Source organism: Rhodococcus sp. ARC_M12 (assembly GCF_022810385.1).
Taxonomy (GTDB): Bacteria; Actinomycetota; Actinomycetes; order Mycobacteriales; family Mycobacteriaceae; genus Rhodococcoides; species Rhodococcoides navarretei.
Genome location: NZ_JALGQI010000001.1, coordinates 637574 through 660844, shown reverse-complemented (window position 1 = coordinate 660844; position 23271 = coordinate 637574). Strand labels below are relative to the sequence as shown.

The window sequence follows — 23271 nt, the reverse complement described above, 5'->3', positions numbered from 1 at the left end:
GGTCACGAAACTGAGTGCATGTGCACAGGTGAGTAATCGCGACTTAACGGGCCAGAAACACTGACAACGTGGAATAGCTGACCAGGAGGTACGCCATGACTGTCATCGATTCATCAACAGTGAAGTCACCAACAGCGGTACCGAACGACACCGCTCGTGATTGGACCCCGGCCTGCACACTCGACACGCTGATTCCGGGACGAGGAGTGGCGGTGCTCCTGCGCGGCGGCACCCAGGCGGCGTTGTTTCTGCTCGACGACGGACGACTGTTCGCGGTGGGCAACATAGATCCGTACGGGCGTGCAGCAGTGATGTCACGCGGACTGGTGGGAGACCGAGGGGGTGAACCCACCGTCGCATCGCCGCTGCTCAAGCAGGTCTTCTCCTTGGCCGACGGGCGCTGCCTCGACGATCCGCAGGTCACCCTCGGATCTTTCGAGGTCTCCTGCGTAGAGGGCGTCGTGCTCGTCCGCGGCGGATCTACGTGAGCGAAATCGCCGGGGCGACAACGCCTCTGGCCGGGTTCGCTGTCGGGATCACCGCATCGCGTCGCGCCGAGGAGTTCGCGACTCTGCTCGAGCGGCGCGGGGCCACCGTGATGCACGCCCCCGCAATTCGCATCATTCCACTGGCCGACGACGCCGAACTCGAACGCGTCACCGCCGCTGTCATCGCTGATCCGCCCGAGATAACCGTGGCCACCACAGGAATCGGCTTTCGTGGCTGGATCGAGGCAGCGGACGGATGGGGACAGGCAGAGGAACTCGGCCGCGCTCTCGGCTCATCGCGGCTGCTGGCCCGTGGTCCCAAGGCCAAGGGCGCCATCCGAGCAGCCGATCTGCATGAGGAATGGTCGCCCGCCTCGGAGTCCTCGGCAGAAGTGCTCGAACACCTGCTGGCCGAAGGCGTCGAAGACAAGCGCATCGCCGTGCAGTTGCACGGCGCAACCACCGAGTGGGAACCGGTACCGGACTTCTGCGAGGTGTTGCGCTGTGCCGGAGCAGAAGTGGTGCCGGTTCCGGTGTACCGCTGGACCGCGCCCGACGACCAGGGCCCGATGGACCGCATGATCGAGGCCGTCATCGTCGGCGATCTCGACGCCCTCAGCTTCACCTCGGCACCGGCGGTGGCGTCGATGCTGATGCGCGCCGACGAGAACGGCGTGCTCGAACCGCTGCTGCACTCGATGCGATCGAGGGTGCTGCCGGTGTGCGTCGGGCCGGTTACCGCTGCGCCCCTCGAACAACTGAACGTGGCCACCACGCAGCCCGCACGGGCGCGTTTGGGCGCACTGGCCCGGCACATAGCCGAGGAACTGCCGAGGCGAACCGGCCGGCTGCATGCAGGCGGACACGTGGTCAGTGTCCGCGGTAAGTGCGTGGTGGTCGACGGTGAAGTTCGACCGGTGTCCCCGGCAGGCATGGCGCTGATGAAGACATTGGCCCGCACTCCCGGACGCGTCGTCTCTCGTGAGGACCTGTTGGCGTCGCTGCCCGGCGGCGGCGGCGATACCCACGCAGTGGAAACCGCGATGACGAGACTCAGGTCCTCGCTGGGCGCGCCGAAAGCAATTCAGACCGTGGTCAAGCGTGGCTATCGCATCGCACTCGATCACATCGAGACCGAATCGGACTGCGACTCCGACGAGCCCGCCGTGCACGCGCGTGCGGCCGTCGTAGAAGGGGGAAAGTACTGATGACACCGACTCTGGTGTTGGTTGCACATGGCACCCGAAACCCCCGTGGTGTCGAGATGATCGCCGCACTCGCCGATTCCGTGTCGACGCAGATCGGCACCACGCGCGTGGCATTCGTCGACGTGCTCGGGCCGTCCCCGGCCGAGGTACTACGCGACACCGCCGAGTCGGCGGTCGTTGTTCCCGCCTTCCTTGCATCGGGTTACCACGTGCACACCGATGTGCCGCGAGAGATCGCCGAGAGTGCGCACCCGTCGGTCGCGGTCACCCGCGCTCTCGGACCGGACCCCGTGCTGGCCGAGGTCATGGTCGACCGATTGCGCGATGCAGGATGGCAGGCGGGTGACTGCATCGTGCTCGCTGCCGCAGGATCCTCCGACGCTCGCGCGTTGGAAGAACACCGGCGCGCAGCGGCGATGCTGGCCGATGTCGCTCGGGTTCCGGTCCGCATCGGTTACGTCGCCACCAGCACCCCCACCGTGTCCGACGCGGTGTCGGCTCTGCGAGATGCCGGGCACCCGCGTGTGTTTGTGGCGTCGTATCTGTTGGCGCGCGGGCTTTTTCACACCCGCCTGGCCGACGCCGGCGCCGACGGCGTCGGCGACCCGCTCGGAGTCCATCCCGCGATAGTCGATCTCGTGGTCGCGCGCTACCGCGAGGGTGTCCGATCTCTCGGTGAATCTAGTGGTGTGGCAACGGAAGAATGGTCACCGGCTCGTAGGCGGTGACCTCGGCCGGAATCACTGCCAGGGCGTCGCGTCCGACGAGGTGAGCCAGGTGCGCCGTGCGGACCCGGGTATCTGCCCGCCACCGCGTGCCGTCCGCGGTGACCGGGACGACGCGAGGGACCGCGGATCGAACCTCGGTGGAATTGGACAGCAGACCCAGCCGTAGGGCACGCACTGTTCTTCCGGTCAAGGCATCGACGATGGCAGGCGCGGTGAGCATCGCGGTACCGACGGCGGCCAGTGGGTTGCCGGGAAGGCCGAGTACCACCGTGCCGTCGGGCAGTACTGCGGTGATCTGAGAGCCGCCGGGGCGCACGCGTACTCGTCCGACGACGGTGTCGGCATCGACGCCGGCGAGGGTGGAGCGGAGCTGATCTGCGGCACCGCCTCCGGTCGCCCCGACGACGATGACGACGTCCACCTCATCGGTTCGGGTCAATACGTCTCGGAATCCGGCCGATGAGTCGTCGAGCAGCATCACATCGACGACGGTGATCCCGCAGTGCGCCAGGTACTCGGGCAGCACCGAACCGAGAACGTCCCTGGTCTCGCCGGGAGCGAGTGGTCCGGTGGATCGAATCTCGTTGCCGCTGATGATTACTCGCCCGCGTACCGGACCACGTACCGAGACTTCGAAGGTCTCTGCACTGGCGGCGAGCGACCGTACTGCGGCATCGACCGGGGTGCCGGCGGCGACGAGTTCGGTACCGGGCAGCCAGTCCTCGCCGCGTCGGCGCGTGTCGTCGGATTGCGGCACCGTCGGGATCCGACGCACCGAACCGTCCGCTTCGCGAGTCACGTGTTCGTCGCGCACCACCGATGTTGCGCCGGGCGGGAGCGCAGCGCCGGTCGCGATGCGCACAGCCGTCCCCTCGGTGAGTCCGGTGATGTCGGAGCTTCCGGCATACGCGACATCGGACCGGAGAGCCCACGGTTCGGTGCCGCAGACGGCGTACCCGTCCATCGCGGAGATATCGACGGCAGGTAACGCCGTGCCGGCCAGAACGGACTCTGCAAGAACTGTCCCGGCGCTGTCCCGCAACGCAACTCGATGGACGGGTAGGGGCGCGATCCGACTCCGAATGCGGGCGAGTGCATCGGCGATCTCGAGCGCTTCCGTCGGCTGCGCCGCGCGGCGGGCAGCGAGAAGATCGGCGCGAGTATCGCAGTCCTCGATCCCGGACACCGGAATCACCAGGTGATCGACCGGAACGATTGCGCGCATCGGTGCGCCGTCCACCGAATCCAGCTGTGCGACAGCGGATCGCAGCGCAGACAGCTTCCAGACGCCGAGCAGGAACTGCGTGCGGCCTGCCTCGTCGCGGGCGAAGACGGCATCGGTCTGCGCGTGCACCATGGAATCGATCAGCGACCGGACCGCCGCGGCGTCGAGAGCCGGAATGTCCGACGCAACGACGACCACCAGATCTGCTGTGCTCTCCGAATGTGCCCTGCCGTCGAGTGATTGCAGTCCTGCAGCGAGGGCGGCGACGGGTCCACCGCCTGCGGGGGATTCGCGGGTCTGCACCACGTGCTCGGATATCCCGTTCCGGGTCGGACCCACCAGAACCGTTGTGCGGCAACTCGACACCGCGTCCACGGCGATGTCGACCATGCGACGGCCACCGACGGTCATGGCAGGCTTGTCGACCTTCTGCGGCGCAGCGGGGTGCTCGGGATCTGCCATCCTCGACCCTCGACCGCCGGCGAGGACGATCGCATCGCAGATCGAGTGCTTCACGAGGGGGCCACTGTCATGTCGGCAGCGGCACGTTCTGCAGGCGAACCTGCCCACGCGCTATGGTCTTGCCGCTGTCGGTGGCGGTGATCGTGACCAGCCACAGTTGCTGAACGCGGCCCTGCTGCAACGGTTCTGCGACAACATCGACGCGGCCGCCCTTGCTGGCGCGGAGAAAGTCGGTGCCGTTGTGAACGCCGACCGCGAACTCACCGCGATCCTTGACCGCCTCGCTGGCACCGATACTGGCGGCGCTCTCGACGGCGGTGGTGTAGACGCCGCCGTGGACGACACCCCACGGAGTGAAGTGCTCGTCGGTCAAATCGATGTGCCCCGCCACCCTCGTACCCGAAACCTCGTCGACGACGAGACCGGCGGATGCGACGAAGCCGCTCGCCTTCGACAGCGCGTATTTCGCCGTCGGGCGTGGATCGAACTGCCCGAGCCCGTCTCTGATGTTCATTCCCCGAGATTAGTGGTCGACGCAGGTGGCGGTGGGAGCGCCCCGAAGTCGAATCGAATCGATCTCAGAGACACACGCCCGTCGTGCACCGGCACGCCTTCGCTGCGCAGGTTCTCCAGCTGCCGGGTGGCCAGGTGCGGAGCGGGTCTACCACTGGCTCCGAGCACACGATGCCAGGGGAGGTCGGCAGAATCGGTGCGCATGATCCATCCGACGATGCGAGGGCTCGACAGGTCGGCTGCAGCCGCGATGTCTCCGTAAGTGGCGACGAACCCCGGGGGAATCGACGCGACCAACGCACGAACTCTCTCGACCTGGGCTTCGGTGATCGGGGCCATCTACAGCACGGATCGCACCAGCTCGGCCACCTCGACCGGCTTGGCCTGGCCGACCATGTGATCGCAGTCGAGTTCGACGGTGCGTAGATTCTCACCGAGCGTGTCGTGTAGAGCAGCGAGGAATTCTTCTGTGACATAAGGAGGTTCGACGCGCATGGCCCGCACCACGATGGTCGGGATACTCACGGCGGGAACCACGATCGGTCGGGCCAGCTCGCCCCACGTCGCCACGATGGCGGGAATCGACATTCGCCACGCGGCCTTTCCACCGTCTGCGGGGACCAGGTGATCGGCGACCTCTCGGTCGAGCAGTTCGGTGGGCACATCCGCCCACGCCCCGTGGATCTTCTCCGACCGCGCCTCGTCGGCGTCGGTGTAATCGGGGGACTTCGCGGTGGCCTCGGCCACCTCGAGCAGCTCCTCCGGCGGCAGAGCGATCGCGGGATCGAGCAGCACCAGCGCTCGCACCGCATCCGGGAATCTCTGCGCCAGGTGCACGGCCAGCGCGCCGCCGTACGAATGACCGAGGACCACGACCGGTCCACGCGCATGGGCGTCGAGCACGGCCTTCAGGGCAGTGACCTGCGCGTCGATGTCCCAGGGCGGCGTGGCCGGGGAATGCCCGTGACCGATGAGGTCGGGTGCCAGGATCCTGGCCTCGGGTAGATGGTTCTCGGCGAGATCCCACCACCGGGCACCGTGTCCGGTGACACCGTGGACGGCGAGGATTTGTGGACCGTCTGCGGGTCCGAACGTATGCAGGTTCAACTCGGGCACGTCGACCACTATGCCGCATCTGCTCAGGACCAGCGAAACAACCCGACTGCGCACGCGATTCCGAGGAACACGGTGGCGACGAGCCCGATCGGTCCGGCGACGTCGACCGGAGTTCCGGACCAGGCAGCTCCCAGCGCAGACACGGTGGCACCGAAGGGTAGTGCTTCGCCGATGGCCATCACCGGGTCCGGCAGATCTGTGACCGGTCCGAACAGCCCGCCGGTCGCACCGAGAAGCAGGAACAGGGTCAGGCCGATCGCGACGGCCGAGTTCGCGGTGGGTGCGACGGCAGCCACCACGATCCCCAGCGAATACATTGCGGCGGCACCCAGCACCAGAATTGCCGCGACGAGGATCGGGTTGTGCGGGGGTGTGATTCCGAACAGCAGGGCGGCCGCGGACAGAGCGATACCGATTCCGAGTGTCGCTTGGACGGCGCTGGTGATCACCTGCGCAGCCAGCACCTGCGTCGGCCCGATCGGTGTCGTCGACAGTCGCTTCAGCACGCCGGACTTGCGATAGAGCGCAAGAAAGCTCGGCATGTTCACGATGCCGATGACGGCGATGATCATGGTCAGGGCAAGCGGCAGCACGAACCGATCGAACGCGGTCATCGCACCCGGACCGACGATCTCCGCCGAAGTACCCGAGCCGTTCATCACCAGTACGAGGACCGGGAGGGCGATGGGGACGATCAGGCCGGCCGTGTCCCGGGTGACCATGCGCATCTCGGCCCCGACGAGTGCTCGCGTGGCACGCAGGCCAGGACGAGGTGCGGCGTGGATGTCGTGTGCGGTCATGTCGAACTCCGTTCGGTCAGCGTCAGGAATGCGTCTTCGAGGGTGGCGCGGTGGTCGCCTCCGAGGCCGGCGTCGGCGATCAGAGAATCCGGTGTGCCGGTGGCCACGACGGACCCACGATCGAGAACGGTGATGCGATCGCACAGGCGATGCACTTCGTCCATGTGGTGGCTGACCAGCAGGATGGTGACACCGTCTGCGCGAAGGTCCTCGATCAGTCGCCACACGGTTCGTCGTGCATCCGGGTCGAGTCCGGTGGTGAGCTCGTCGAGCATGACGACCCGAGGGGAACCGATCAGGGCGAGGACCACCGACAACCGTTGTTGCTGGCCTCCGGACAGCCGCTCGTAGCGCACCCGGCGGTGCTCGTGCAGGCCCACCGCACGGACGAGAGCGTCTCGATCGGCAGGTCGGGGGTAGAAGGACGCGTACAGATCGACCAGTTCGGCAACGGTGAGTGCGGTGTGAAGGTCGTTGGACTGCAGCTGTACTCCCAGAACGGCGCGCACTCGTTCGCGGTCGGTGACGGGATCGAGTCCCAGAATTCGCACGGCACCCGAGCTCGGTCTACGAAGGCCCGCAACGGTTTCGACCAGGGTCGTCTTACCGGCACCGTTGCGCCCGAGCAGGCCGTGCGTCTCGCCTTCGGCGACCGTGAGGCTGACTCCCGCCACAGCGGTGCGCCCCCGATACCGCTGCGTGATGTCTCGAACGTCGATCGCTGCCATCCGATGTTCCCTTCTCGATCGTGTCGATCTCGACGCTAGATCCGCCGTGGCCTGCGCACAGGTGCCGATCGTCACCGATCGTGATCGTGACTTTCGGCAGGGGTGTGCGGACGAAACGGGCGATAGGGTCGACAGAATGAGACGCCTCGGACCCGACGTTCTGGCCGGTGCGTTCGTGTCCGCGCTCGCGGTCGTCATGGGCGCTCTCGTCGTCTTCGATCGGTCGATCGCCGACGAGCTCGAGGTTCCGCTGTGGATCTGGGCTGCGCTGTTCGCGGCCTTTCTGCCGGCGCAGACCGCGGGCATGTGGTGGGACGATCGGCTGCCGGATCGTCTCGTGCGCGCGTGCTTCGCCGCGCAGGTGGTGCTGGCACCGGTTCTGGTGCTGACCGCCCCGACGGCGGGTTGGCTGCCCATTCTGCTGGTCTTCACCTCCACGTTCGCCGTGTATCGAGTGACCGGGTCGTCGGTGGCGGTCATCGTTGCGGTCTACACCTGCTGCGTGGGGGTGTCGGTCGCGATTCGGGGTGGACGGATCTCGGAGATCGCGCTGATCATGTCGATCTATGCAGCGCTGCAGGTGGCCAGCGCGTTGTCGGTGACCGCGCAGCTGCGACAGGCTCGGTTGCGTCGGGAACTTGCGGTCGCTCACGCCGAACTTCGCACCGCCAGTGCGTTGTTGGACGATTCGTCCCGTGCCGACGAGCGATTGCGCATCGCGCGAGAGTTGCACGACGTGCTCGGTCACCAGCTCACCGCACTGAGCCTCGAGCTCGAGGTGGCGTCCCATCAGGTCTCCGAGCCTGCGCGCGAGCATGTCGTTCGGGCCCGATCCATCGCGCGTGACCTGCTCGGCGACGTCCGGTCGACCGTCGGCGAGGTGCGCAGCAGGACTCCGGTGCTGGGGGAGTCGCTCGATCGTCTGGTTGCGCAGTTGCCCGAACCGGTCGTGCATCTGACGGTCGATCCCGAGATCAGGGTCGACGAAGCTCGCGCGGTGGCGGTGGTCCGCTGTGTGCAGGAGATGATCACCAACACCATTCGCCATGCGAATGCCGATGAGATGTGGATCGAGGTACGTACGGATTCGACCGGTGCGCTGTCGGTCTCGGTGCGCGACGACGGCCGGGCGTCGGCCGACTTCGAGCCGGGGCACGGGCTGCAAGGGATCCGAGAGCGCATCGAAGGACTGGGCGGCACGGTGACGTTCTCGGTCGATCGCGGGTTCGCGGTCCATGCGACGGTGCCCGCACCGTGATCACGGTATTGATCGTCGACGACCACACTCTGGTTCGGCAGGGCATCCGCAGCCTGCTCGAGTTGGATCCCGACATCGAGGTGACGGGTGAGGCCGACGACGGTGCCGCCGCGGTCGCGTCCATCGAACTCGATCCACCCGACGTGGTGTTGCTGGATCTGCGGATGCCGCGATTCGACGGCCTGTGGACGCTCCGAGCATTGCAGGACAAAGGAATTCGGGTACCGGTCCTGGTTCTGACGACGTTCGACGACGACGAGTTGGTGCTCGGGGCGCTGCATGCGGGCGCGAGGGGCTACCTGCTCAAGGACGTGACCTTCGAGCGGCTCGGCGGTGCTGTACGTGAACTCGCAGCCGGGCGCACCGTGGCGCAACCTGCCATCACCGAGAGACTGCTGGACGCTTTTCGGACCGGGAAGCACGGCCCGACCGACGTCGGAGTCGCCGAGACACTCACTGCACGTGAGCTCGACGTCCTACGGCTCGTCGCAAGCGGATACACCAACAGATCGATAGCCGACGCACTGCACCTGGCCGAAGGAACCGTCAAGAACCACGTGTCGTCGGCCATTCTCAAACTCGGTGCCAACGACCGAACCAGCGCCGTTCTGCGTGCATTGCGGGACGGGTTGCTCGACTGATCTCGTCCAGGGTTCCGTCCGGGCGGCGGCCGATGTGTCGGTGGCTCGTGATTGCATCTGTGTCATGAGCTCGGACGGCAGACACGGCGCGACGGTCACTCTCGTCCGTGCACCCAAGGTGGTCCGCCCGGCACGTGAGTGGACCGGCCCGGCAGCTCGGCTGTTGTCGGCGACACCCGACTCGGCAGCCGAGGCTGCGAAGGGCGCTCCACGATGGAATCCGTGGCAGATACTCGGTGGTCCCGGCACGGGCAAGTCCTCGCTCGTCGCCGATTACGCGGTCTCGCGCATCGTCACCGGTGATCCGGAGTCGGTTCTGGTGCTCACGCAGTCCAAACGGGCGGCAACCGCGGTGCGTGAGGTCATCACCGCCGGCCTCTTCAGCGGCGATCACGCACTGCGGGCGACTCGTGAACCGTTGGTGCGCACGGTCCACTCCTACGCCTTCGCGGTGCTGCGGCTACAGGCCTCGCTGTACGGCAATCCACCACCACGATTGCTGACCGGAGCCGAGCAGGACGCGGTGGTGCGCGAGATGCTGCGCGGCGATCTGGAGGACGGGGCAGGTGACTGGCCGGCGCGGCTGCGTCCGGCACTGGGCACCGCGGGATTCGTCACTGCGGTGCGAGACATGATGCTCAGGGCCGCCGAACGGGGAATCGGTCCGGAAGACCTGATCAAACTCGGCCGCAAGCACGGCAAGCCCGAGTGGGTCGCCGTCGGAAAATTCGCGGCCGGATACGAGCAGGCCATGTTGCTGCGCGGTGCCGTCGGAGTGGAGGCAGCTGGAGCCACGGCACCGGGTCTGGACGCCGCCGAGCTGATCGGTGCCGCGCTCCTGGCGTTCGCCACCGATCCCGAACTGCTGCGCAGCGAACGCGCGCGCATTCGTCACCTCGTCGTCGACGATGCGCAGCACCTCGATCCGCAAGCAGCGCAGCTGGTTCGATTGATCGGCACCGATACCGAATCGACCGTCGTCGCCGGGGATCCCGATCAATCCGTGTTCACCTTCCGCGGTGCCGACCCCACGTTCGTGGCCGACGTGGTCGAGGTGGACTCGCCGCGCCGGGTGGTGCTCACACGCAACTATCGGTCCGTGCCCGAGGTCGCCGAGCTGACCGACATCGTGGCGAGAAGACTGCCCGGGCTCGGTCGGCACCGCTGTCCCCAACCGGTGGGCATCGCCCGATTCGGTGCACCGGCTGCGCGAGTGCACGTGGTGTCCTCGCCCGCGAAGGAGGCGGCCATCATCGCCGACGCCATGCGTCGGGCCCACCTGATCGACGGCATGCCGTGGTCCGAGATGGCGATCGTGGTGCGGTCCGTGCCGCGCACCCTCGCACCCTTGCGCCGGGCTCTGCACGGCGCAGGGGTTCCGATGATCACCCCGACCTCGGAGCTGCCGCTGCACCGCCAGCACGGGGCCGTCGGGCTTCTGCTGGTACTGCGGGCTATCTCCGACCCGAGCTTCGACGGTGAAGACGCACTCGCGTTGCTCTCCGGGCCGATCGGTGGAGCCGACCCGGTGGGTCTGCGGCGACTGCGCCGGGGCGTGCGCAGGCTCGAGCTCGCATCGGGCGGTGAGCGCGACTCGGCCGAGTTGCTCAGAGTCGTACTCACCGACGACGCCCGGGGGAGTGCCGGGTGGACTAACGGACTCTCGGACGTGGAGTCCGCCCCGTTGCGCAGAGCCCTGGGTGTCATCCGGAAGGCGCGGGCCCTCGCCCGCACGGGCCGCGGTGTCGAGGACGTGTTGTGGGCGGCGTGGCAGGCGTCGGGACTCGAGCGGCGTTGGTCCGCCGCGTCCGCCTGGGGTGGCTCGGCGGGTGCCCAGGCCGACCGCGACCTGGATGCGGTGGTGGCACTGTTCGACGCGGCGGCAGCATACGTCGACAGGTTGCCCCGGGCTCAGATCGGCGGATTCCTCGATTACATTGCGCAGCAGGAGATTCCCACTCTGAACTCACAGCGCCCCACGGTTCGGGCCGACGCGGTGACGCTACTCAGCGCGCATTCGGCCGCGGGTCGGGAATGGGAGCTCGTCGCGGTTGCCGGGGTGCAGGAAGGGCTGTGGCCGGGTCTGCGGTCACGCGGCAGCCTTCTGGGTACCGACACCTTGATCGACCTTGCGTCCGGCAAGGTCGATGCAGCTGCGGCGCTCGACGGGCGACTGTCGAAGTCGGCACCGTTGCTGGCCGAGGAGCGGACGCTGTTTCTGGTGGCGTGCAGTCGCGCTCGGTCGACCTTGCTCGTCACCGCCGTCGATTCGAGCACCGGAGATGCCGATCTCGTCCGATCGCGATTCGTGGACGAACTACGTGGCCTCGACGACGGAGGAGAGCCGGAGCTCGCACCCGAGCTCCCCGGGCCGGAGACCGCACACCGAGTGTTGGCGCTGCCCATGCTGGTGGCCGAACTCCGGAGTGTGGTGTGCGATCCGGTTGTCGCCGAGCAGGATCCGGACAAGCGTGCCCGTGCGGCCCGGCATCTGGCCACGCTCGCCGATGCCGGCGTGCGCGGCGCGCATCCCGACGAGTGGTTCGGGGTGGCAGGGCCCAGCACCGACGCGCCGCTGTGGCAACTCGGTGACGGTCCGGTTCCGCTCTCGCCGTCCACGGTGGAACAACTCACCACCTGCCCGCTGCGGTGGATGCTCGAACGTCACGGCGGTAACGACGGCACCAACACCCATGCGGTCACCGGCACGCTCGTGCACACTCTCGTTCAGGCCGTGGCCGGTCGGATACCACCGGATCGACTTCGCCGGGCCCTGGAAACAGCCTGGGATGCAGTCGATCTCGGATCGCAATGGTACTCACGGCACGAGCTCGACCGAACCGGAGGGATGCTCGAGACCTTCGAGAGCTGGCTGCAGGGCAGTCGCGGCGAGCTCACCGAGGTCGGAGTCGAAGTGCGCGTCGACGGCATACTCGACGCTCGGTCCGCGGACGAGCCTGCGGTGGCGTTGCGTGGCCGCATCGACCGACTCGAACACGATCCGGACGGACGGCCGGTGATCATCGACGTCAAGACGGCCAAGACCGTCATGTCCAAGGAGGATGCCCAGGGCCATCATCAGCTGGCCACCTATCAGGTCGCTGCGGCAGCCGGTGCCATAGAGGGTGAGCCTGCAGGCGAGCCCGGCGGTGCGCGCTTGGTGTTCGTCGCCAAGCCCCACAACAAGGACGGGGCGACACAGCGCGTCCAACAAGTGCCGACTCCGGAGAAACTCGAGGAGTGGCGAGACACCGTCCACCAGGCCGCATCGGCAACGCAGGGGCCTACATTCGAGGCGCGGATCAACGACGGCTGCAGGCACTGCCCGGTCAAGTCCAGTTGTCCGGCACACGAGACGGGTAGGCAGGTGACCGAGCAGTGACGGCATCGACGAAGATTCGGACCGGTACGGTGCGGGTGTCGCCGGTCGAACTCGCCCGGGCGCTCGGGCAGAAGCATCCACCGACCGACGAACAAGCCGCAGTGATCGCAGCGCCGCCCGGCCCGACGCTCGTCGTGGCGGGGGCAGGTGCAGGCAAGACCGAAACCATGGCTGCCCGCGTGGTGTGGATGGTGGCCAATGGCTTCGTCGATCCGGACCAGGTGCTGGGTCTGACGTTCACTCGAAAAGCCGCACAGCAGTTGACCTCTCGGATCAGAGCGCGGCTGGCTCGGCTGGCTGGATCCGATCTGGTGCGGGCTCTCGATCCCAGTCTGGCACTGCGCGAGCGGATCCTCGGTGCCGAGCCGGAAGTGAGCACCTATCACTCCTACGCGGGTCGATTGCTCACCGAGCACGGCTTGCTGTTGCCCATCGAACCGTCCGCGACACTGCTCTCGGAAACCGAACTGTGGCAGCTCGCGCACCGTGTCGTCAGTACCTGGGACGGCGACCTGGAGACCGATCGCAACCCCACGTCGGTGACCGAGGCGGTGCTCGCACTCTCCGGCCAGTTGGCCGAGCATCTGGTCGATCCCGAGGACCTGCGCCACGCGCACGTGGAGCTGGAGAAGCTGGTGTACACGCTCGGGCCGGGGCCCCGGCAGCGCGGCGGACCCACCAAAGAGCTGTTGAACATCCTGAGCGCGCAGCATCAACGAATCGGATTGCTGCCGTTGGTGGAACAGCTGGCGCAGACTCTGCGACGCGAGGGTGCGCTGGATTTCGGTTCGCAGATGTCGATGGCGGCTCGGGTCGCTGCCGAGCACGCCGAGGTGGGAATCGCCGAACGGCAACGCTTCCGGCTCGTGTTGCTCGACGAGTACCAGGACACCGGCCATGCACAGCGCGTCCTGCTGTCGTCTCTATTCGGCTCCGGGAGCGATCCACAGTTGGCGTTGACCGCTGTCGGCGATCCGATGCAGTCCATCTACGGGTGGCGCGGCGCATCGGCAGCAAATCTGCCTCGGTTCGCCACCGACTTTCCGCAGGCCGACGGTAGCCCCGCACCTCGGCTCGAGCTGCTCACCAGCTGGCGGAATCCGCCCGAGGCATTGACCCTGGCCAACCTGATCACCGACCCACTGCGCCGCGTCGGTGTGCCGGTGCCGACTCTGCGGGCCCGTCCGGGTGCGGTCCCCGGCGATGTTCGACTGGCCGTCACCGACACCGTTGTGGGCGAACGAGAGTGGATCGCCGACCGAATCGCGGGGGAGTACCGCACAGCCCTCGAGCAGGATCGCACCCCGCCCACCGCCGCGGTTCTGGTGCGCCGCAATGCGGACGCCGAGCCGATCGCCGAGGTGTTGCGCAGCCGCGGGCTGCCGGTGGAGGTCGTCGGGCTCGGTGGGTTGCTGCATGTTCCCGAGGTGGCCGACATCATCGCGATGCTACGGCTGGTAGCGGACCCCACTGCCGGTAGCTCGGCGATGCGTATCCTCACCGGCTCTCGGTGGCAGATCGGCCCGACGGATCTGCGGGCGCTCTCCCAGCGCGCCCGAGAACTCGAGATCCGCGGCGGGTACGGCACCGCGGGTCGCGTCGACGACCCGGAGGCACTCGATGCCGCGCTCGGCAGTGCGCTACCCGGCGAACAGTCGGAGCAAGCCGGTCTGGCCGACGCGATAGCCGATCCCGGTCCGGCCGAGCGATACTCGGAGGTCGGTCATCGACGAATCGTCGCCCTGGCCGGCGAACTGCACCTGCTGCGCGACCGAATCGGTCAACCGCTCACGGAATTGGTCGGCGACATCGAACGGCTCATGGGCATCGGCGTCGAAGCTCAGGCACGCACACCGATCAGCACCCACGGCGCGGTCGGTCGGGAACATCTCGACGAGTTCGCCCACGTGGTGGCCGATTACGCAGACAACCCGACCGCCACGGTCACCGGATTCCTGTCGTTTCTCGCAGCGGCCGAGACGGTCGAGGACGGCCTCGCTCCCGGTGAGGTCGACGTCGCGCCCCATCGTGTGCAGGTGCTCACCGTCCATTCCGCAAAAGGCCTCGAATGGGAGGTGGTGGCAGTGCCGCACGTGGCGAAGGGCGTGTTCCCGTCCTCGAACGCGTCCTCCACCTGGCTCGGGGCGATGGCCGAGCTACCGCCGTCGTTGCGCGGTGACCGTGCGCTCGACGGCGAAGGCTCGGAGGGGGTTCCGGTTCTCGAACTGGAACAACTCCACAACCGCAAGGATCTGGAAGACGCCGTCAAGAGTCACAAGGATGCGTTGGCGAGGCGTCGACTCGCCGAGGATCGCCGACTGTTCTACGTAGCGCTCACCCGAACCGAACGGGTACTGCTGGTCTCCGCGCACCACTGGGACGAGACCGCAACGAAGCCGCGCGGGCCCTCGGATTTTCTCGACGAATTGCACCGGCACGTACTGGAATTCGCCGACGTCGCGGCAATCGAACAGTGGGCACCTGCCCCGGAGGACGGGGCGTCGAACCCACTGGGGGCCGTGCCGCACACGGCGTCCTGGCCACGCGATCCGCTCGGCCAACGGCGGGGGGCGATCGAGGGCGGGGCACAGGAGGTGCTGCGCGCGCTGGCCGAGATCACTCACGCACCGACCGAAGGCGTTGTCACCGTTGAGGATCAGACGCTGGAGGACCCCGAGAATTGGGCCGCGGACGTCGATACTCTGCTGGCGGAGCGGGCCGCGAGATCGGTCGCAGGAGTCGACGTGGCACTGCCCGGCAACCTCTCGGTGACGCAGCTGGTGGATCTCGCGGCCGACCCCGATGCATTGGCCTCACGCCTGCGCAGACCACTTCCGTTTCCGCCGAACCCGTTGGCACGCAGAGGAACCGCGTTTCACGTCTGGATCGAACGCAGGTTCGGCGCGACCCGACTGCTCGACCTCGACGAACTGCCGGGCTCTGCCGACACCGGGGCCTCGGCCGACGTGGACCTCGAAACCCTCCAGCAGGCGTTTCTCGATTCGGAGTGGTCGCTCCGCAGCCCCGTCGAAGTGGAGGTGCCGTTCGAGACCTCCGTGGCGGGAACGGTACTGCGAGGACGCATCGACGCAGTGTTCGCGGACCCGGACGGCGGCTGGACCGTCGTCGACTGGAAGACGGGCGCAGAGCCGACGGCGTCGGAACAGCGGGCGGTAGCGATGCAACTCGCGGCCTACCGGCTGGCGTGGGCCGAGCTGATGTCGATCGGGCGCGCGGAACCGGTGCCGCTCGACCGCGTGCGCGCAGCGTTCCACTACGTGCGCAGCGGTCACACCATTTCGCCCGAGAACCTGCCGGACGCAACAGAATTGGCCCAGCTGTTGGAAGGGCCGGCCGGGCCCGAGCAGCCGGGGGCTACGGTGCGTTCCGACGAGCCTTCAGAGCTTCGGTGACCAGTGGAATCTGCAGCGGTAGACGGGCGATCATCGCTGCTTTGAGAGCCGGTGAGGTCTTCGGGCTCTGTACGTACTTCCACGCCAGGTTGATATTGGCGGGGAACACCACCACGAACAGGGCGGCCGCGAGTGCACCGCCGAGTCGACGGGTCCGCGGTGCGGCGAGCGTCGCAGCCACGGCAAGTTCGGCGACACCCGAAACCTGCGTATAGGTCCGCGCCGAGCCTGGCAACGCCGTCGGTACCTGGGCATCGAAGAACTTCGGAGTGACGAAGTGGAGAATTCCGGCTCCGGCGAGCAGTCCCGCGAGGCGCAATGCGGCTGCCTGACTCGATCTCTGTGTCATGCCCATACCGTGCCACACCCTGTGTCGTCGGCACAGAAGCCTGGCATGGGGTTACGCTGCGTGCCGTGAATGATCTCGACATCGGTGAGTACCTCGGCGGGCGACGTGGCCGGTAGGTTGCGTGCGAGCCTCGGTGACAGTGGCGCGCTGACCGACAAGCCCGACTTCGCTCTCGTCGGAGTGCTCCGGGTACCGGAACTGGAATCGAGTCCCTGGCGCGCCATCTACAAGCGGGTGCTGATGGCGCTGGGGATCCTGCTGCTCGCGGCATTCGTGGTGTACATCGATCGCGATGGATACAGCGACACTCAGGACGGCGAACTGTCCTTCCTCGACTCGTTCTACTACGCGACGGTGTCGCTCTCGACGACAGGATACGGTGACATCGCACCGGTGAGTGCGTCGGCGCGACTGGTGAACATTCTGGTCATCACACCCCTTCGGGTCCTTTTCCTCATCCTGCTGGTCGGTACGACGCTGTCGGTTCTCACCGAGCGGTCCCGGCAAGCATTCAAAATTCAGCGATGGAGACGCAGCGTGCGCAATCACACCGTGGTCATCGGTTTCGGCACCAAAGGCCGTACCGCAGTGGACGCGATGCTCGGAGACGGCGTGTCGGCGTCCGACATCGTGGTGGTCGACACCGACCAGATGGTGCTCGATACTGCCTCCGCCATGGGCCTGGTCACCGTCCACGGTTCGGCGACCAAGTCGGACGTGCTCAGACTCACCGGTGCTCAGCACGCGTCGGCCATCATCGTGGCGACCAACCGAGACGACACCGCCGTGCTGGTGACCTTGACCGCCCGTGAGATCGCTCCGAAAGCGAAGATCGTCGCGGCCATCAGGGAAGCGGAGAACACGCACCTGCTGCGTCAGTCCGGTGCCGATTCGGTCGTCGTCTCCTCCGAGACCGCGGGACGTCTGCTCGGGATCGCCACGTCGACTCCGTCCGTGGTGGAGATGATCGAGGATCTGTTGACCCCGGAGGCGGGCTTCGCCATTGCCGAGCGCGAAGTCGAGCGCGACGAGGTGGGCGGATCGCCACGGCACCTCACCGACATCGTCCTCGGAGTGGTGCGAGGCGGAAAACTGTTCCGGGTCGGCACTCCGGAAGTCGATGCGGTCGAAGCATCCGACCGTCTGCTGTACATCCGTCGCGTGGGTGACTGACCGCGGGCAAGTAGGGTCGTACGCGTGCCGAAATTCCAACTCGCTCACCCACCTCGACTGTCCCGATCGCCACTGAACAGGGCAGAAGAACTGCGCCGAGACACCGCAGCGTTGGCAGCGGGTTGGCCGACTGCTCGCATCCTGAGCGTCGACGGCAGAGGCAGGTTCTCGGTGGACGAGAAGGGCCTGGTTCTCGTCCCTGCCGCGGACGTCGCAGCGGAGCCCACGCCCGACGCGGTCTTTCTCGGAATACACGGAGACCGACACCTGTGGGCCAGGCGGGTGGAGGTGATGCAGGGCACGCTGGGGGATCTGCGTACCGATGGTGATCGCCTCGACAGCACCGCGTTGTCGATGGTGACCGGCGCGCTGGCGATCCTCAACTGGCATGCGAGCGCGCAGTTCAGCTCGCTGGACGGTGCGCCGTCCGCTCCGTCGAGCGCAGGGTGGTCGCGGACCAGCACGTCCACCGGCCACGAAGAATTTCCGCGTACCGATCCGGCAGTGATCTGTCTGGTTCACGACGGCGGCGACCGAGTACTGCTGGCCCGAGCACCCGCGTGGCCCGAGCGTCGCTTCTCGGTGCTGGCGGGCTTCGTCGAGGCCGGCGAATCGTTGGAAACCTGTGTCACACGCGAGATCAGAGAAGAAGTGGGCCTCGACGTCTCCGGTATCGAATATCTGGGCAGTCAGCCGTGGCCGTTTCCACGATCGGTGATGATCGGGTTCTCCGCCGTCGCCGACCCGGAGCAACCGCTGCACTTTCAGGACGGCGAGATCGCCGAGGCCCACTGGTTCGATCGAGCAGAGGTCCTCGCGGCACTCGAGCTGGGCGACTGGGGATCGGATTCGACCTCTCGGTTGCTGCTACCGGGCTCGATCTCCATCGCACGCGGCATGCTGGAGGCGTGGGCGGCGACGGCCTGACGGTCGGTCAGATCGACAGCGCGCTCTTGACTTCGGCCAGAGTGGGGTTCGTCGCAGTCGAGCCGTCGGCGAAGAGCACGGTCGGCACCACATGGTTGCCGTTGTTGACGCTGCCGACGAAGTCGGCCGACTCCGGGTTCTGCTCGATGTCGATCTCGGCGTACTCGATTCCGGCCTGGTCGAGCTGGGTCTTGAGCCGGCGGCAGTAACCGCACCACGTGGTGGAGTAGACGGTCAACGCGGCTGGACTCTGCTGGGTGTTCTCGGAAGTGGTCACGACAACAGTCAACAGGAGCGCCGACGCGATTGTTCCGGCCGCTACCGGCATCGGTCGTTCGCCGATGCGTTCGGGCCCGGGTGGAACTGTCGGTACGCACTGACACAATGGACCCCATGGCTGACGACGCGATGACCGCCGGGCTCGATCCGGAGCAATCCGCGGCGGTACTTGCCCCCCGCGGCCCGGTCTGCGTTCTGGCCGGTGCGGGCACGGGAAAGACACGCACGATCACCCGCCGCATCGCCCACCTCGTCTCTGCCGGTCACGTGTCATCGGGGCAGGTGCTGGCGGTGACGTTCACGGCGCGCGCGGCCGGTGAGATGCGCGGACGCCTGCGCGAGCTCGGCGTCGGGGGAGACGGACCTCCGGTGCAGGCGCGTACGTTCCACGCCGCGGCAATGCGTCAGCTCAAGTACTTCTGGCCGCAGGTGGTCGGTGACACGGGATGGCAGCTTCTCGATCGCAAGTTCACCGTCGTCTCGCAGGCGGCGAACCGCGCCGGCGTGTCGACGTCGACGGACGCCATCCGAGATCTCGCCGGAGAGATCGAATGGGCCAAGGGATCGTTGATCGCCCCCGAGGACTATCCGCGTGTTGCGGCGAGCAACCGCCGCGACGTTCCGATGGACGCGACCAAGGTCGCCGCCGTGTACGCGGGATACGAGGAGCTCAAGTCCCGTGGCGGAGACGGGATGTTGCTCGATTTCGACGACCTTCTCCTGCACACGGCGGCAGCACTCGAAGAGCACTCGTCGGTGGCCGACGAGTTCCGCGAGCGCTATCGCTGCTTCGTCGTGGACGAGTACCAGGACGTGACGCCGCTGCAGCAACGAGTGCTCGACGCCTGGGTGGGTGAGCGCGACGATCTCACCGTGGTCGGCGACGCGAACCAGACCATCTACTCGTTCACCGGCGCGTCCCCGCGGTATCTGCTCGACTTCTCCCGAAAGTACCCCGAAGCCACCGTGGTTCGGCTCGAACGCGACTACCGGTCGACTCCCGAAGTGGTGTCGCTGGCGAACCGCGTCATCGGAGCCGCTCGTGGTCGCATTGCCGGTACCCGACTGCAATTGATCGGCCAGCGCGAGCCTGGACCCGAGCCCGAGTTCTTCGAGTACGACGACGAGCCGGCGGAGGCCGACGGTGTGGCGCGGGCGATCAAGAGGCTGATCTCGAAGGGCGTCGAGCCGGCCGAGATCGCGATTCTGTACCGCATCAACGCGCAGTCCGAGGCGCACGAGCAGGCGTTGACGGAGATGAAGATCCCGTATCAGGTGCGCGGGGGTGAGGGCTTCTTCACCAGACCCGAGGTGCGGCAGGGCGTCAACGCGTTGCGGCAGGCAGGCGGTCGCGACGATCTACCCGACGGCGCGCAGGCCGGCGAGGGATTACCGGCTCTGGTGCGGGCAGTCCTGGCCCCGCTCGGACTGACGGCAACCGAGCCGACCGGCGCACAGGCCCGTGAGAAGTGGGCATCGCTCGGCGGTCTGGTGCAGCTCACCGAAGAACTTCTGGTGCACGATGCCGACCTCACCCTCGAGAAGTTGTTGGGTGAGCTCGCCGCACGGGCCGAGGCACGGCATCCGCCGACGGTTCAAGGCGTCACTCTCGCGTCGCTGCACGCGGCGAAGGGACTCGAGTGGGACGCGGTGTTCATCGTCGGTCTCGCCGACGGCACTCTGCCGATCTCGCACGCGATCGGCAATGATCCCAGTGCCAACAACGAGGCGGCCGTCGAGGAGGAACGCAGGTTGCTCTACGTCGGCGTCACGCGCGCTCGCGTCCACCTGCATCTGTCCTGGGCGCTCGCCCGCAACGAGGGCGGACGCAAATCGCGGCGCCGGTCGAGGTTTCTCAACGGTCTGATCCCCGAGGATTCACCCGCCTCGCGTATTGCCGCACCCGCGGCCAAGAAGTCCGGTCCCAAGTGTCGGTTGTGCGGCAAGCCCCTGATCGGCACGTCCGCAACCATGCTGGGTCGGTGCGACAGTTGTCCGTCGAACGTCGACATCGCGCTGCTCGATGCTTTGAAGTCGTGGCGATTGGACAAGTCCCGCGAACTGAAGGTGCCCGCGTACGTGGTGTTCAGCGACAACACGCTGACCGCCATAGCGGAACAACAACCGCAGGACGAGCGTGGGCTGGTAGCGATTCCGGGAATCGGGGCCAAGAAGCTGGAGCGGTTCGGCGACGAAGTGCTCACCGTGGTGCGGGCCTCGGACAGGTGACGAGCCGGCTCACACAATGTGGGAATCCCCAGGTCAAAAATAACTTGTGCAGATCTCGGCGGGGGGCTTAGTCTGTTTCACGTGCCGCGGGAGACCGCGCACTGTCCAATCCGCCGTCGAGACCAGAACAGGAGCTGAAGAAAATGATCAACACATTGCCCGCCGCCGTTGCCCACGCAACCGTCGCGTTCAGCCCTGTCCTCGGCACGGCACCTTTCGGAGTGGCCCCCCTCGGCACTCCTGCCGCCGCTACAGGCTCTGTTGCGCAGACGTGGATTCGTTCCTCCGCTTTCGGCCCCATCCAGGAGTCCGCATACGCGGTCTCGGGTCCGAATTCCGCCCAGGTTGCCCTGGCACCAGGAGCGAAAGCCGTTGCCCAGGCAGCTCGCCGTCACCGCGCACCACGTGCGTCCGTGCTCGACAGCAGACACCGACTTCACTGTCGGTAGACGCTTCGACAAGCCCCACCAGGCCACGGACCCGCACTCGCGGACCGTGGCCTTTCTCGTTCAGGTAGTTCCTCTATCCGAGCGTGAGGCCGACAGGTTCGCATCACCCCTCGAACCGATAACGACGCCGCACGAAAAGTAGAGGAGACCGACGTGTCAACCGCCACGATCCGGACGACATGCCGACCGGAGTCCGAGAGTGCCTACGCTGCACAGTATTCGACCGAATCGGTCGAGCTGGCACTGTCCGTGCCCTGCCGAGCGGCGAACCCCGACATGTGGTTCGCCGATACCCCCGCCGAACTGGAGCAGGCCAAGGCGCTGTGCGCCGAGTGCCCCATCCGACGCACCTGCCTGAGTGCGGCTCTCGACCGCGCCGAGCCGTGGGGCGTGTGGGGAGGCGAGATCCTCGAGCAGGGTGTCGTCATCGCCCGCAAGCGTCCTCGTGGACGGCCGCGCAAGAACGCAGCATGACGTCCGAGACCGGTGCCCGGTTTCGCCGAACGAATCAGTCGGTGAAGCCGGGCATCCACTCGGTCAGGATCGCCATGTACGGCGCGTAGGCGTCGAGTTGGGCACAGATTCCGACCAATCCGCCCAGCACGCGAAAGATCATCACGTATTCGGCAGGCATGTTCAGTGCACGAACGGTGCGGAACTGCGCACTGTTGAAATCTGCAGCGGTGCCCGCGGCTTTCTGCAGCCAGGCGCGGGTGAAGTGGAACGATTCGGTGTGAATCGGATCGGTGAACGGGCGCAGGTAGTCTGCGATCTCCTTCTCCGTGACCGTGCGTCCAGGAACGACGAAGCCGCTCTCGGTGAACAACTCGACCAGTTCCTCGTACTTCTCGTCGCGTGCGAGCGAGACCATCCGACCCAGGACGGGCGGGAGACCGTCGGGCATCGGAGCGCAGGCCCCGAAGTCGATGACGCCCATCCGACCGTCGTCGAGCATCATGAAGTTGCCCGGATGAGGGTCGGCGTGCAGCAACCTCGCCCGCGCCGGGGACACGAAGGCGAACAACGCGAGCAGTTCGCCCGCCTGGTTACGTTCCTCGGCCGTCCCGTTCGCGATCACATCGGCCAGCGGCCTACCCGTCATCCATTCGCTGACAACGACTTTGGGAGCACTGGCGACGATCTTGGGAATCGCGAACTGTGAATCGCCTCCGAATTCCTTGCTGAAGGCACGTTGATTCGCGGCCTCGATACGGTAGTCCAGCTCGTCCTCGGTACGAGCGGTCAATTCTTCGAGCACCGGCTTGACGTCCGTGCCCGCGAGCACCGTGCTGAACAGGTTCGCGAACCGCGAGAGTGTTTTGAGGTCGGAGCGCAATGCGTCATCTGCACCGGGGTACTGGATCTTGACCGCGACATCGCGTCCGTCGGCCCAGGTTGCGCGGTGCACCTGTCCGATGCTGGCCGACGCGATCGCAGTGTCGTCGAAATCGAGGAAACGTGACCGCCACGCCGTTCCGAGTTGCTGGTCCAACACCCGATGCACGGTCTTCGCGGGCATGGGCGGGCCCTGCGCCTGCAGTTTGGTCAGTGCCTCGCGGTACGGCTCCGAATACTCTTCCGGAACAGCCGCTTCCATCACCGAGAGCATCTGGCCGAGCTTCATGGCACCGCCCTTGAGCTCCCCGAGGACGGAGAAGAGCTGTTCGGCTGCCTTTGCGGCCATGTCCGCATCGATCTCGTCACGATTGCCGCCGGCGAGCTTCTTGCCGAACCCCATGGCAGCACGACCGGCCATCCCGAGGGGAATGCTGGCCAGTTTTGCGGTACGAGTCGATCCACGGCGCGGTATGTCAGACACAGCTCCATCATGGCTGAACCTGCCGACAATTGCTCGGACCGTCCCCTCTCGACCCCCATCGAACGAGGTGAGCTCGCTTCCAGT

20 protein-coding genes are annotated in these 23271 nt (G+C 66.7%); 11 read left to right on the top strand and 9 right to left on the bottom strand.

What is annotated here, in order from left to right:
- Positions 1-95 precede the first annotated feature (95 nt).
- The 3 genes from nirD to MTX35_RS03090 are packed head-to-tail and all read left to right on the top strand — an operon-like array spanning position 96 to position 2424.
- The gene (nirD, locus tag MTX35_RS03100) at positions 96-488 is read left to right on the top strand and encodes a nitrite reductase small subunit NirD (protein ID WP_243593516.1); all 393 of its coding nucleotides are present in this window, start codon (positions 96-98) and stop codon (positions 486-488) included.
- Positions 485-1696 (top strand): uroporphyrinogen-III synthase, encoded by a 1212-nt coding sequence (locus tag MTX35_RS03095; RefSeq protein WP_243593515.1) that lies wholly within the window; start codon positions 485-487, stop codon positions 1694-1696. The genes nirD and MTX35_RS03095 overlap by 4 nt, the downstream gene beginning before the upstream one ends.
- Positions 1696-2424 carry a sirohydrochlorin chelatase gene (locus MTX35_RS03090; RefSeq protein WP_243593514.1) on the top strand — a complete coding sequence of 243 codons (729 nt, stop codon included), beginning with the start codon at positions 1696-1698 and terminating at the stop codon, positions 2422-2424. Before MTX35_RS03095 ends, MTX35_RS03090 begins: the two co-directional genes overlap by 1 nt.
- Here the strand turns inward: MTX35_RS03090 and MTX35_RS03085 are convergent.
- The 6 genes from MTX35_RS03085 to MTX35_RS03060 are packed head-to-tail and all read right to left on the bottom strand — an operon-like array spanning position 2378 to position 7268.
- Positions 2378-4165: an NTP transferase domain-containing protein gene (locus MTX35_RS03085; protein ID WP_308198097.1), complete on the bottom strand. Its 1788-nt coding sequence runs from the start codon at positions 4163-4165 to the stop codon at positions 2378-2380. The genes MTX35_RS03090 and MTX35_RS03085 overlap by 47 nt on opposite strands.
- 13 nt (positions 4166-4178) lie before the next feature.
- Positions 4179-4625, bottom strand: a complete 447-nt coding sequence (locus MTX35_RS03080) for a PaaI family thioesterase (RefSeq protein ID WP_243593512.1) — start codon at positions 4623-4625, stop codon at positions 4179-4181.
- Positions 4622-4963 carry an MGMT family protein gene (locus tag MTX35_RS03075; protein ID WP_243593511.1) on the bottom strand — a complete coding sequence of 114 codons (342 nt, stop codon included), beginning with the start codon at positions 4961-4963 and terminating at the stop codon, positions 4622-4624. The genes MTX35_RS03080 and MTX35_RS03075 overlap by 4 nt, the downstream gene beginning before the upstream one ends.
- Complete coding sequence (locus MTX35_RS03070) at positions 4964-5740, bottom strand: alpha/beta fold hydrolase (RefSeq protein WP_308198096.1); 777 nt, start codon at positions 5738-5740, stop codon at positions 4964-4966.
- A gap of 23 nt (positions 5741-5763) precedes the next feature.
- A complete protein-coding gene (locus MTX35_RS03065; RefSeq protein ID WP_243593510.1) occupies positions 5764-6540 on the bottom strand; it encodes an ABC transporter permease in 777 nt (258 codons plus the stop codon).
- A complete protein-coding gene (locus MTX35_RS03060; protein ID WP_243593509.1) occupies positions 6537-7268 on the bottom strand; it encodes an ABC transporter ATP-binding protein in 732 nt (243 codons plus the stop codon). The genes MTX35_RS03065 and MTX35_RS03060 overlap by 4 nt, the downstream gene beginning before the upstream one ends.
- Positions 7269-7404: 136 nt before the next feature.
- On the opposite strand from MTX35_RS03060, the gene MTX35_RS03055 reads away from it, so the two are divergent.
- The 4 genes from MTX35_RS03055 (at position 7405) to MTX35_RS03040 (ending at position 15962) form a co-directional block, all read left to right on the top strand.
- A complete protein-coding gene (locus tag MTX35_RS03055) occupies positions 7405-8526 on the top strand; it encodes a sensor histidine kinase (RefSeq protein WP_243593508.1) in 1122 nt (373 codons plus the stop codon).
- Positions 8523-9167 (top strand): response regulator transcription factor, encoded by a 645-nt coding sequence (locus tag MTX35_RS03050; RefSeq protein ID WP_243593507.1) that lies wholly within the window; start codon positions 8523-8525, stop codon positions 9165-9167. The genes MTX35_RS03055 and MTX35_RS03050 overlap by 4 nt, the downstream gene beginning before the upstream one ends.
- Before the next feature lie 64 nt (positions 9168-9231).
- Complete coding sequence (locus MTX35_RS03045) at positions 9232-12549, top strand: ATP-dependent DNA helicase (protein WP_243593506.1); 3318 nt, start codon at positions 9232-9234, stop codon at positions 12547-12549.
- Positions 12546-15962, top strand: a complete 3417-nt coding sequence (locus tag MTX35_RS03040) for an ATP-dependent helicase (RefSeq protein ID WP_243593505.1) — start codon at positions 12546-12548, stop codon at positions 15960-15962. The genes MTX35_RS03045 and MTX35_RS03040 overlap by 4 nt, the downstream gene beginning before the upstream one ends.
- Here MTX35_RS03040 and MTX35_RS03035 read toward each other — a convergent pair.
- A complete protein-coding gene (locus MTX35_RS03035) occupies positions 15925-16311 on the bottom strand; it encodes a hypothetical protein (protein WP_243593504.1) in 387 nt (128 codons plus the stop codon). The genes MTX35_RS03040 and MTX35_RS03035 overlap by 38 nt on opposite strands.
- Before the next feature lie 105 nt (positions 16312-16416).
- Here MTX35_RS03035 and MTX35_RS03030 point away from each other — a divergent pair, with 105 nt between their 5' ends.
- Together MTX35_RS03030 and nudC are read left to right on the top strand one after the other, a co-directional pair.
- Positions 16417-17484, top strand: coding sequence for a TrkA family potassium uptake protein (locus MTX35_RS03030; RefSeq protein WP_243593642.1), 1068 nt, complete (start codon positions 16417-16419; stop codon positions 17482-17484).
- Between the two features lie 24 nt (positions 17485-17508).
- On the top strand, positions 17509-18411 hold the full coding sequence (nudC, locus tag MTX35_RS03025) for an NAD(+) diphosphatase (protein WP_243593503.1): 903 nt from the start codon (positions 17509-17511) through the stop codon (positions 18409-18411).
- Between the two features lie 7 nt (positions 18412-18418).
- Here the strand turns inward: nudC and MTX35_RS03020 are convergent, their stop codons facing one another.
- Complete coding sequence (locus MTX35_RS03020; RefSeq protein ID WP_243593502.1) at positions 18419-18688, bottom strand: mycoredoxin; 270 nt, start codon at positions 18686-18688, stop codon at positions 18419-18421.
- A 116-nt stretch (positions 18689-18804) separates the two neighbouring features.
- On the opposite strand from MTX35_RS03020, the gene MTX35_RS03015 reads away from it, so the two are divergent.
- Positions 18805-20919, top strand: a complete 2115-nt coding sequence (locus MTX35_RS03015) for an ATP-dependent DNA helicase UvrD2 (RefSeq protein ID WP_374230221.1) — start codon at positions 18805-18807, stop codon at positions 20917-20919.
- 602 nt (positions 20920-21521) lie between these two features.
- A complete protein-coding gene (locus MTX35_RS03010; RefSeq protein WP_037189857.1) occupies positions 21522-21842 on the top strand; it encodes a WhiB family transcriptional regulator in 321 nt (106 codons plus the stop codon).
- Positions 21843-21876: 34 nt separating this feature from the next.
- Here the strand turns inward: MTX35_RS03010 and MTX35_RS03005 are convergent, their stop codons facing one another.
- Positions 21877-23187 carry an AarF/ABC1/UbiB kinase family protein gene (locus tag MTX35_RS03005; protein ID WP_243593500.1) on the bottom strand — a complete coding sequence of 437 codons (1311 nt, stop codon included), beginning with the start codon at positions 23185-23187 and terminating at the stop codon, positions 21877-21879.
- Positions 23188-23271 lie beyond the last annotated feature (84 nt).